Here is a 9,000-nt window from a genome sequence, read left to right as displayed (position 1 = left end):
ACTGATGCAAGCGGTAATGCAGGTGATGGAAGTGAGTTCAGTTTCACTACTGCAACCATCTCTGATACTACAGCACCGGTCATCAGCAATGTTGAAAACACTGATCTGACAACCGATTCAGTAACCATTTCCTGGGATACTGACGAAGACAGTGACAGTGTTGTCAAGTACGGTACGACGCCCGGTGTTTACACGGATAACGAATCCGATACTTCACTGGTTAGCTCACACAGCATTTCACTGACTGGATTGAGTGCAGAGACAACCTACTACTATATGGTTTACAGCACTGATGCAAGCGGTAATGCAGGTGAGGGTAGTGAATATAATTTCACCATAGCAGCCATCTCCGAGAACACTACTATAATACTAATTGTAGATGCCATAGCAGCGCCAAACGGCTATGCATTTACATCAGTAATGGTTAATAATGTGGCTGGCCTGGGTTCAGGTAATGTCAATGTTACATTTGACCCATCAGTAATTCAGGTAATTGATGTAACCTCAGGAGATGGAAATGCTCTTATTGTGCAGGACTGGAATGTCGACAACACAGCAGGCTCATTGGAGATAGCAGCATGGGATGCAAATAATCCGCATAATGGCGATGTAGTTTTTGCTCATGTTACTCTTCACTCAGTCGGAGATCACCTGAGTTCAGCAACACTGGCTATCAGCTCTGCGGATTTGATCAATTATGACACCCTTGAACCGATAACTCACACTGTAGCCACCGGGACATTTGATACAATTGCACCTGTTGTAATAATTGAGAATGTCGAGGCAGCTTCAGGCGAGTTCACAGCAGCACTGGTCATAGTTAACAACGCGAGTAACCTGGGTTCAGGTAGCATCACTGTTACATACAACCCATCAGTAGTTCATGTAACGAATGTAACCTCAGGAGATGGAAATGCTCTCGTTATACAGGACTGGAACGCCGACAACACAGCCGGCTCAGTGACGATAGCAGCATGGGATGCAGACGAATCGCTTAATGGTGATGTAGTTTTTGCTCATGTTACCTTCCATGCCGTAGGAGAATTCCAGGATTCAACACCACTGGCCATCAGTTCCTCGGAATTGATCGATTATACCAGCTATGGTATTATCGGACACAGTGTAACCAATGGAACATTCAGTATAATTGACAATGAACCGCCGGTGATAACAGCTGCAATTGCCACTTTGGATGTGATCCTGAGTGACAACGGCAGACCCAGAGTACCTGGCACGAATGTCACTGTATTGAATGCAACTGTACTCGATAGCGAATCTGGTGTGGTGAACGTCACTATTGATCTCTCACCGATCGGAGGTTCAGATGACCAGGTCATGGAGAGAATAGCTGGCACAGATGTCTGGACAGTAACGACAACTGCTACCGATGGTATTAACCTGACCCATGAACTGGTTGTTACTGCAACAGACGGGGCAGACAATACAAACACTTCGGTGATCGGACTGACTGTACTCTTGCGAGGCGATGTTGTCCGGGATGGAGAGCTGAATTCTGCAGATGCACTCTATCTGGCAAAATACATGGTAGGTAAAGAACCCATGCCCTCATTGCTTGTAAGTGATATGTCCCCTGCCCAAGGTGATGGAAAGATAACTTCTGCAGATGCACTCTATTTGGCAAAATACCTGGTAGGAAAGGAGGCGGCACCATAAGGCATCCTCACGGATGCCTTTTTTTTTGCTGATGCAAATATGAAAACATTAACAATATCATTTTGTGTGCTTTTTCTTGTGATAATGTAAGCTCTGCCTGTGTCTGCAACGCCTGAGTTATATTTTGGAGATGTTAAGACACTGGAGGATGGATCCAAGATCGTATCATTGGTGGTCAGGGATGTGGAAAATCTAGGTACATGTGGTGCCGAGATCAAATTTACTACATCTGAAGGAGTTGAGGTTACAGGGGTAACATCAGGAGATGGGAATGCCCTTACGGTGCAGAGTTCGAATATAGATTACACAAAAGGTGCTGTGACGGTAACAGCATGGGATGTAAGTACAGGTCATAGCGGGGAGGTGGCTATTTGTAATATTGCATACAAGGGAAGTGATTTGAATCCGTTTGAAGTTACTTCCAGAGAATTATTCGATTATGATAGTTATGAGAAGATTCAGCACACTGGAAACAATGACATTGTTCGTTCTACTGTTGATCCCATTGCAACAAAAGCCGCAGATGATTCAAGTTATTCCTATATTATTCCCACGATCGGAACCATTAAATATATTAATTATGTCATGCAGGTCTAATTAACCTAACATCCGCAAGATATGATGACTCTGAAATCGAAAAACGAGAAAATATCTTTGGTATGTCTAAGAAAAACGGTGTCTACTGTGTAGAAGATGTAGGAAATCTATACGGACATGAATGTAAAATTGTTGTAATGTTGGACCCAGATAAGAGAAATCATTCACGAGTTCAAAGAGATTTACTCTTGCATAAGTTAGAATCTGAGACGTCCAAACAAAAGATTGCCAAATTGAAGAAGAATTTGAAACCAATCGTAATACCTGCACGAAGTAGAAGAGGTTATCAAATTATTGAAAGTGAGGAAGAATTTGCCAGGAGACTTGATGGAAGATCTCTGTTTTTTAGTACAGATGTGTCAATGTCAGGAAAGTATATCATTAGAACATATTTCCAGAGAGATCATATTGAAAAAGCATTCAGGTTTTTGAGAGGTGACGCCAGTTTATCTCCTGTCAAGTATCAATTACCAGGAAGAATAGAAGCCTATCTTTCGGTCGTCAATTTCATCTCTTATGAGTTGATTGCTGCGATTTTATGGAAAATTGAAAAATATAAAATTGGTATAAGTTGTGAAGAGTTAATTGAAGAGGCATCTAAGATATACGAAGTGGAATTTACATCAAAAGATTCAAAAATATATAGATGGACTCATATTTCAAAGGATGTTGAAAAGATGTTTAAGCCGTTCAAGATCGTGTCTATTTAAACATAAATTTTTATTGTAGTTGAAATAATTATTTATGTGTTGTGAAACCGAGTGCAATAGGCACAGGCTCAATAAAGGAGTTTTGCATAAGTAACATAATTAATTATTTCAAATAGAAAAAACAACTTGGATTTATAACAAAATTGCCTTGCAGGATGTGGGTTTTAGTATTTTTATTGCAAGTGTTGAAATGAGGTTCAAACATAGTTACTAAAAACGCCGATATACAGGTTTAAGGCGGCATCCGGGGTCTCGCTGTCCAGTGTGCCAAAGCCCTCGTCCAAAAACAATAATCTCAGCCTTGAGCGCCCGCTGCTTCGTTCTGAGAAGTGCCAGGGCCAGCCCCAGGCTAACCAGGAATGACCCGCCGCTAGATAAGGGTCCCCGACCGGGCGTTACTCTCCTGCGTTCCACAGGTCTATTACTACCATATCCTTCAGGTCAACAGCCCTTAATGCATACCTGTAAGTCCACCTTTAAGGGTGTTCTCACATGAAGTCCCACCTCACAAAACCACATCATTCATACAACCATCCCAACCTCGTGCATACACCAGCGATCTACGAAGCCACAGACCCCGGAATGGAATTGATACACATAGCAATATGCATTAAAGAGCAATCTCCTCTGACTGCTTTTTCTTTTCTTTCTTTTGTTTCGTGGCACATTTCTTACAGATATGAGCTGCGTGTTCTTTGCCAGAGAATTTCTCGTTTGGCAGGATCTGCCTGCATACCTTACAGAAATGTCCGCGATATCGTTTCTTCTTCGCCATGTTTACACTCCTTTAATAGATTCGAGAGCCCGTAATTCTAACATTCCATTATCAGATGTATATAGGAGGATTTTAGCTCGCTCTTGGCGCCTAAAAACTATCCCTATACAAACAGTACCGGGTATTTGTATACTTAAATAAAACGGTTTGTTGCTTTAAATCCTGTTTAATGGTTATTATATGTAAGTCCACTGCAAATTAATAACATATTACCCATTAATAGTGGTTTATAGCCCTTCTACGACTTAACAGGTTCCAATAATTCCATCAATTGCCCAAATTTTAGTTTAACCCTGAGTTCCGCTCATAGTTCCTGCAATATCGCTAGGTGGCAGGTTCTATCATTCCCTGCCCCCCTCCAACCGCATACCTGCTTTATATGTTCAGGTTCCACGAGAGATAAGAGTAAAGTACTAGATAAATAAAAACATATATATAATATAAAAACAATATATAAGATGTACAATGTTCACGTGTTTGTTATTATCCCGTGTTTCGGCAAGGCGGCGGGTTTTTGTGTTGGTTTTCCTGCCGCCGTTCTCCTATGTTTGATTTTTTGCGATTTCTGGCTCTGGTATGGTATGTCGTCGAACTGTCACTCACAGCTTTCTGTGGCTTTGATGTAAGGGGCAGGGTGTGGGACATACTTTTTTTCCTCCAATATCCTGGTTGTTTATCATTCTCTTTTATGCTTCAAGGCACGCCAGTAAACAACCCAGGATTTCGCTTATACTCAAGTCCCAGGCATCAACGGAGTTAGAGATCGGGCAGTAGCATGATTGTAGAAAAAAATGATTATTCAATGAGATATATTTTAGTAGGTAATATCTTATAAAAATAAAATGTCCACATCTTTAATCTTCTTAAAATCCTTATCCATTGTAGCCACTGTCAATTCATAATACTTGGCTGTGCTATATTGATAAGCATCATCAAAATCCAAATTTAGATTTCTCTTTGCATTTATTACTTCCATATACAATTTTATTGGTAATGAGGCGAGCTGAATATTTGGCATAACATCCTCAATGAATTTCTGAAAAATATCTTCTTTGGCATATTTAAACAGGATTACACCAATAGAGTGAAAAGAAAAATCAGTTATATTTAGAATTCCAATATTATTATTCAAAAACATCTTACAATGTTCCTTTTTATCCTGGCTCAAAAGGATTTCCAGAAATACATTTGTATCAACTAAAAATGTCATCTCCACCCCATAGATTTGTGTTGTAACTCAACAGAAGTAAAGTTCTCCCGTACCTCTAGTAAACCTCCTTCCCAATCAAACTCAAATTTCTTTTCGCTTCTCAGTTTACATTTATACTTTATTGATAAAAAATCTATATAATCTAATACTTCCCTTCTTAGATATTTGGGGAGTTTTTCCATCTTCACCTCAATTTCTTTTCCGTAGATATTCTTCACTTCCTTCTTATGAAAATATATTTTAAATGATTTAAGAATATCCCTTAATGCTTAATAAGATCGCATGCTGGGCAAATAGTATCCACTTCAAATCAGAAGGTAAAAATGATAGCCACAGAGAACACATAATATTACAGAGTAATTCCTATAAAGCAACCCACTGATACCTGGCAGCCGCCTGCATATAGTCTTTTCCAACCTACCCCTTCGCATGTATAGTTGATGTCCCGACCCCTGTCCTTTTCACATATATCCTCACAGGTATGCGCCGGGTAAGCTGGTCGATATGGCTGATCACACCAATGGTCCTGCTAGATAACCGCAGGCTTTCCAGTGCGTTTAAGGCGGCATCCAGGGTCTCGCTGTCCAGTGTGCCAAAGCCCTCGCCAAAAAAAATGATTCCAGCCTGGACCGACTGCTGCTCAGCTCTGAAGTGCCAGGGCCAGCGACAGTCTGACCCGCGAATGACTCGCCGCCGGATAAGGATTTCGGCCGGGCGTTGTCCGCCTGCGTTCCACAGGTCTATTACTACCGTATCCTTCAGGTCAACAGCCCTTAATACATACCTGGAGGTTATATCAGATAACCGCAGGCTTTCCAGTGCGTTTGGGGCATCATCCAGGGTTTCGCTGTCCAGTGTACCAAAGCCCTCGTCCAAAAACAATGAATCCAGCCTTGAGTGCCCGCTGCTTCGTTCTGAGAAATGCCAGGGCCGGCGAAAGGTCATATAATTTATTGGATGGTGGTTTCTATGATGTGTTTTTTAGACACTGATATGGGCATCAAAATTTCAGACGCTGGTTCAGTTTTATCATAATTTAAGATTAGTAAGATTCAAATCCCTAAAAAGTTTTAAATCAAATTGATATTCATCTGTGAACTGAAGCAATTTATTATAAAAGGGCTTATCATTCGTAATCAAAGTCGTGCCATAAAGGATAGATGTTATCGCTATGAGGTTATCAAAACCACCAGCCTTGATTTTTATTGCATAATCAAGAGCTCTTTCCTTTATATCCGAATCGAAAAGAACGATTTTGGCACAATCCTCGATCTCCAGTGCAGCATCTTTCCCATATTCCTCTTTTCCTGTCAGTAGTGAAATAACAGAGGCAACTTCCACTATAACAGCAAAAGGTAGAATCAAACAATGTTTTTCCCGTATCACATTTTCGTAGATTTTCCTGGCATTGATGTGCAGATTCTCCCACTCTTTCCGTTTCACTTCATTTTTGTGAATAGGCGGAACAAAAGCATACACCAGCACGTTACTGTCCAGAGTTATATACATCAGTATTCCTTTCGCTTAAGTGAAGAAATAAGTTCATCAGGCGTAATGTCTACCTCTGGGCATTTTGATACTCTATTTAACAATGCATGATATCGCTTAAGTTTTACTTCTGAGGGCACTTTTATCGCTCCAGAACATGACATTTTTTTTAAATCACCAACTTCTATGCCTAATTTCACAAGTTCTCTTCTTATTTCTTCTGACATAATAACCATTTTTTAGTTACTCAAACATTATAATCCTATCTTTTGATTGAAACTTACAAGGGTGAAATTATATTGTTATGAGCCTTTCCACATAGAATCATCTGCAATCACCGCTGTCATTCAGCACAGGACTGGATCCCGCCTGAGATACTCATGGTTTACATCCGTGATCTCAACTTCCACTCGCCCCACCCACACCCGGTCTATTCTACACTGTATATGCCGGGCCATGTGGTGGCTCATATCCGAATGAAGCATATATCTGATTCATCTAAAACACCGATCTCAATCCCTGACAATAAAGTTTTAGGGAAGGGGTTGCTTAGAAAATTTCTGCAAGACGCAGATATTACAGTGGAAGAATTCATAAAATTCATTTAAGGATTTTGTTCTCCTACCCCTTCACATGTACAGTTGATGTCCCGAACCCTGTTCTTTTCACATCTATCCTCACAGGTATGCGCCGGGTAAGATGGTAGATATGCCTTATCACAGCAATGGTCCTGCCAGATAACCGCAGGCTTTCCAGTGCGTTTAAGGCAGCATCCAGGGTCTCGCTGTCCAGTTTGCCAAAGCCCTCGTCCAGAAACAATGATTCCAGCCTTGAGCGCCCGCTGCTTCGTTCTGAGAAGTGCCAGGGCCAGCGACAGGCTCACCAGAAATGACTCGCCGCCGGATAAGGATTTCGGCCGGGCGTTGTTCGCCTGCGTTCCACAGGTCTATTATTACCATATCCTTCAGGTCAACAGCCCTTAATGCATACCTGTAAGTCCACCTTTAAGGGTGTTCTCACATGAAGTCCCACCTCACAAAACCACATCATTCATACAACCATCCCAACCTCGTGCATACACCAGCGATCTACGAAGCCACAGACCCCGGAATGGAATTGATACACATAGCAATATGCATTAAAGAGCAATCTCTTCTGACTGCTTTTTCTTTTCTTTCTTTTGTTTCGTGGCACATTTCTTACAGATATGAGCTGCGTGTCCTTTGCCAGAGAATTTCTCGTTTGGCAGGATCTGTTTGCATACCTTACAGAAATGTCCGCGATATCGTTTCTTCTTCGCCATCTTTACACTCCATTAATAGATTCGAGGGCATTCACGGGCGGGAGGTCGAGTCGTGAAATGTAGGTGAATGGATGTGGGGTGGGCGGGTGTGTTCATCAAATCCGATTTGAAGTTATGAAATAAGTAATGTGTTCATTTAATAATATTCATAAAGTTCAAATTTATCAGTCCAATTCTCTAAGACCTTAAATTTAATTAGAATCGAATATTATAATTTTTTTAGTTTGATCAAAAGTAATTATAAATTTATCAAAAACACTAGTTCTTCCTAACAATGGTGGAATATCTTCTTCTAATGCCCACGCAATGTCAATTGGAAACACGATGTCATTGATTTTTATTTCTACTTCTGTGATAACAACAGGTATGCTAGTTCCACCAACACCAGTAAGTTGTTTGATATCTTCTTTTTTAAGCTCTAAACCAAGTAATCTTCCAAATGAAAGTGGAATTATAGTTATATCTGCTCCGGAATCAATATAGAGACGCAATTTTATCCAGGTATTTTCCTTACTTTTAAATTTAACTGATGCAATAGGTCTAAAAATATTTTCAGTAATTGTTGATTTTTCCTTACGATAATTAAAAACAATCATCTAATTACCAAAATTAATGTATCACCTGTTGGTATTTTAGCTAATGATGGTTCACGTGTAGGATATTTTAATCTTGCTTCTTTATAAACAATTTCAGCATCAACACCATGTGCTATTACTTTTTGATCTAATGTGGCAACCCATTCTCCAGCATATTCACTCAGATCAGTTTTTACAAACCAATCATAATCATTTGTTGTCATATTATCACCATTTACCTATCATTCATTATGAATTATGGACTATTATGTCTTTTGATAAGCTTTGTATAATCTAAGATCATTTTACAAGTGTTAAATGCACTTGAATGTTAGCGATGTAACAAAGAAATTGTACGAGTAGAGAGAGCATTAGGCATGTAGTCCTAAATATCAATTAATAAAATTATAAGATATATTTGGCAAAATTTTATTCCATTCTTAGCAAAATCAGAATGCTTATAATATTATCCTATACCGGAGGGGAAACAGGGCACCCGCCTGCATATAGTTTTTTTTATCCAATCCACTCACATGCATAGTTGATGTCCCTACCCCTGTCCTTTTCACATCTATCTTCACAGGTATGCGCCGGGTAAGCGCTTCGATATGCCTTATCACAGCAATGGTCCTGCCAGATAACCGCAGGCTTTCCAGTGCGTTTAAGGC

General features: G+C 40.2%; 15 protein-coding genes and 1 pseudogene (2 of these 16 cut by a window edge). 4 read left to right on the top strand and 12 right to left on the bottom strand.

Annotation, left to right across the window (positions count from 1 at the left end):
* The coding region annotated (locus HF974_02320) for a hypothetical protein (protein MBC2697175.1) crosses the window boundary (this coding region is incomplete at its 5' end): on the top strand, positions 1-5 show 5 of its 751 nt. Its footprint begins 746 nt before the window's first position.
* On the top strand, positions 1-1,674 hold the 3' portion of the coding sequence (locus HF974_02315; protein ID MBC2697174.1) for a hypothetical protein. It extends 21 nt beyond the left edge of the window; only the last 1,674 of its 1,695 coding nucleotides appear in the window; its start codon lies beyond the left edge, outside the window; the stop codon is at positions 1,672-1,674. The genes HF974_02320 and HF974_02315, both read left to right, overlap by 26 nt.
* Positions 1,675-1,773: 99 nt before the next feature.
* Positions 1,774-2,271, top strand: a complete 498-nt coding sequence (locus tag HF974_02310; protein ID MBC2697173.1) for a hypothetical protein — start codon at positions 1,774-1,776, stop codon at positions 2,269-2,271.
* Between the two features lie 62 nt (positions 2,272-2,333).
* Complete coding sequence (locus HF974_02305) at positions 2,334-2,981, top strand: hypothetical protein (protein MBC2697172.1); 648 nt, start codon at positions 2,334-2,336, stop codon at positions 2,979-2,981.
* Positions 2,982-3,191: 210 nt separating this feature from the next.
* Here HF974_02305 and HF974_02300 read toward each other — a convergent pair whose 3' ends face one another.
* The 12 genes and pseudogenes from HF974_02300 to HF974_02245 form a co-directional block, all read right to left on the bottom strand.
* On the bottom strand, positions 3,192-3,395 hold the full coding sequence (locus HF974_02300) for a hypothetical protein (protein MBC2697171.1): 204 nt from the start codon (positions 3,393-3,395) through the stop codon (positions 3,192-3,194).
* Between the two features lie 196 nt (positions 3,396-3,591).
* Entirely contained in the window at positions 3,592-3,756 is a 165-nt protein-coding gene (locus HF974_02295; GenBank protein ID MBC2697170.1) for a hypothetical protein, read from the bottom strand.
* An 829-nt stretch (positions 3,757-4,585) separates the two neighbouring features.
* On the bottom strand, positions 4,586-4,966 hold the full coding sequence (locus HF974_02290) for a PIN domain-containing protein (protein ID MBC2697169.1): 381 nt from the start codon (positions 4,964-4,966) through the stop codon (positions 4,586-4,588).
* Complete coding sequence (locus tag HF974_02285; protein MBC2697168.1) at positions 4,963-5,148, bottom strand: DUF2281 domain-containing protein; 186 nt, start codon at positions 5,146-5,148, stop codon at positions 4,963-4,965. Before HF974_02285 ends, HF974_02290 begins: the two co-directional genes overlap by 4 nt.
* A gap of 235 nt (positions 5,149-5,383) precedes the next feature.
* A complete protein-coding gene (locus HF974_02280; protein MBC2697167.1) occupies positions 5,384-5,911 on the bottom strand; it encodes a hypothetical protein in 528 nt (175 codons plus the stop codon).
* Positions 5,912-5,995: 84 nt separating this feature from the next.
* On the bottom strand, positions 5,996-6,445 hold the full coding sequence (locus tag HF974_02275; protein ID MBC2697166.1) for a PIN domain-containing protein: 450 nt from the start codon (positions 6,443-6,445) through the stop codon (positions 5,996-5,998).
* Between the two features lie 29 nt (positions 6,446-6,474).
* Positions 6,475-6,681, bottom strand: a complete 207-nt coding sequence (locus tag HF974_02270; GenBank protein ID MBC2697165.1) for a hypothetical protein — start codon at positions 6,679-6,681, stop codon at positions 6,475-6,477.
* A gap of 394 nt (positions 6,682-7,075) precedes the next feature.
* Positions 7,076-7,340: pseudogene (locus tag HF974_02265) on the bottom strand (hypothetical protein).
* A gap of 252 nt (positions 7,341-7,592) precedes the next feature.
* Positions 7,593-7,757, bottom strand: a complete 165-nt coding sequence (locus HF974_02260) for a hypothetical protein (GenBank protein MBC2697164.1) — start codon at positions 7,755-7,757, stop codon at positions 7,593-7,595.
* Between the two features lie 191 nt (positions 7,758-7,948).
* Positions 7,949-8,353 (bottom strand): hypothetical protein, encoded by a 405-nt coding sequence (locus HF974_02255; GenBank protein MBC2697163.1) that lies wholly within the window; start codon positions 8,351-8,353, stop codon positions 7,949-7,951.
* Positions 8,350-8,556 carry a succinyl-CoA synthetase subunit alpha gene (locus tag HF974_02250; protein ID MBC2697162.1) on the bottom strand — a complete coding sequence of 69 codons (207 nt, stop codon included), beginning with the start codon at positions 8,554-8,556 and terminating at the stop codon, positions 8,350-8,352. Before HF974_02250 ends, HF974_02255 begins: the two co-directional genes overlap by 4 nt.
* A gap of 234 nt (positions 8,557-8,790) precedes the next feature.
* On the bottom strand, positions 8,791-9,000 hold a 210-nt coding region (locus HF974_02245), incomplete at its 5' end, for a hypothetical protein (GenBank protein ID MBC2697161.1).

This window comes from ANME-2 cluster archaeon (assembly GCA_014237145.1).
Taxonomy (GTDB): Archaea; Halobacteriota; Methanosarcinia; order Methanosarcinales; family Methanocomedenaceae; genus Methanocomedens_A.
This window is presented reverse-complemented; position numbering and strand designations above follow the sequence as displayed.

What these genes read in the sequence shown, in the direction of transcription:
- HF974_02285 (MBC2697168.1), bottom strand. Translation starts at nt 5,148, where the DNA reads ATGGAAAAACTCCCCAAATATCTAAGAAGGGAAGTATTAGATTATATA.
- HF974_02270 (MBC2697165.1), bottom strand. Translation starts at nt 6,681, where the DNA reads ATGTCAGAAGAAATAAGAAGAGAACTTGTGAAATTAGGCATAGAAGTT.
- HF974_02250 (MBC2697162.1), bottom strand. Translation starts at nt 8,556, where the DNA reads ATGACAACAAATGATTATGATTGGTTTGTAAAAACTGATCTGAGTGAA.
- HF974_02290 (MBC2697169.1), bottom strand. Translation starts at nt 4,966, where the DNA reads ATGACATTTTTAGTTGATACAAATGTATTTCTGGAAATCCTTTTGAGC.
- HF974_02260 (MBC2697164.1), bottom strand. Translation starts at nt 7,757, where the DNA reads ATGGCGAAGAAGAAACGATATCGCGGACATTTCTGTAAGGTATGCAAA.
- HF974_02280 (MBC2697167.1), bottom strand. Translation starts at nt 5,911, where the DNA reads ATGACCTTTCGCCGGCCCTGGCATTTCTCAGAACGAAGCAGCGGGCAC.
- HF974_02255 (MBC2697163.1), bottom strand. Translation starts at nt 8,353, where the DNA reads ATGATTGTTTTTAATTATCGTAAGGAAAAATCAACAATTACTGAAAAT.
- HF974_02305 (MBC2697172.1), top strand. Translation starts at nt 2,334, where the DNA reads ATGTCTAAGAAAAACGGTGTCTACTGTGTAGAAGATGTAGGAAATCTA.
- HF974_02295 (MBC2697170.1), bottom strand. Translation starts at nt 3,756, where the DNA reads ATGGCGAAGAAGAAACGATATCGCGGACATTTCTGTAAGGTATGCAGG.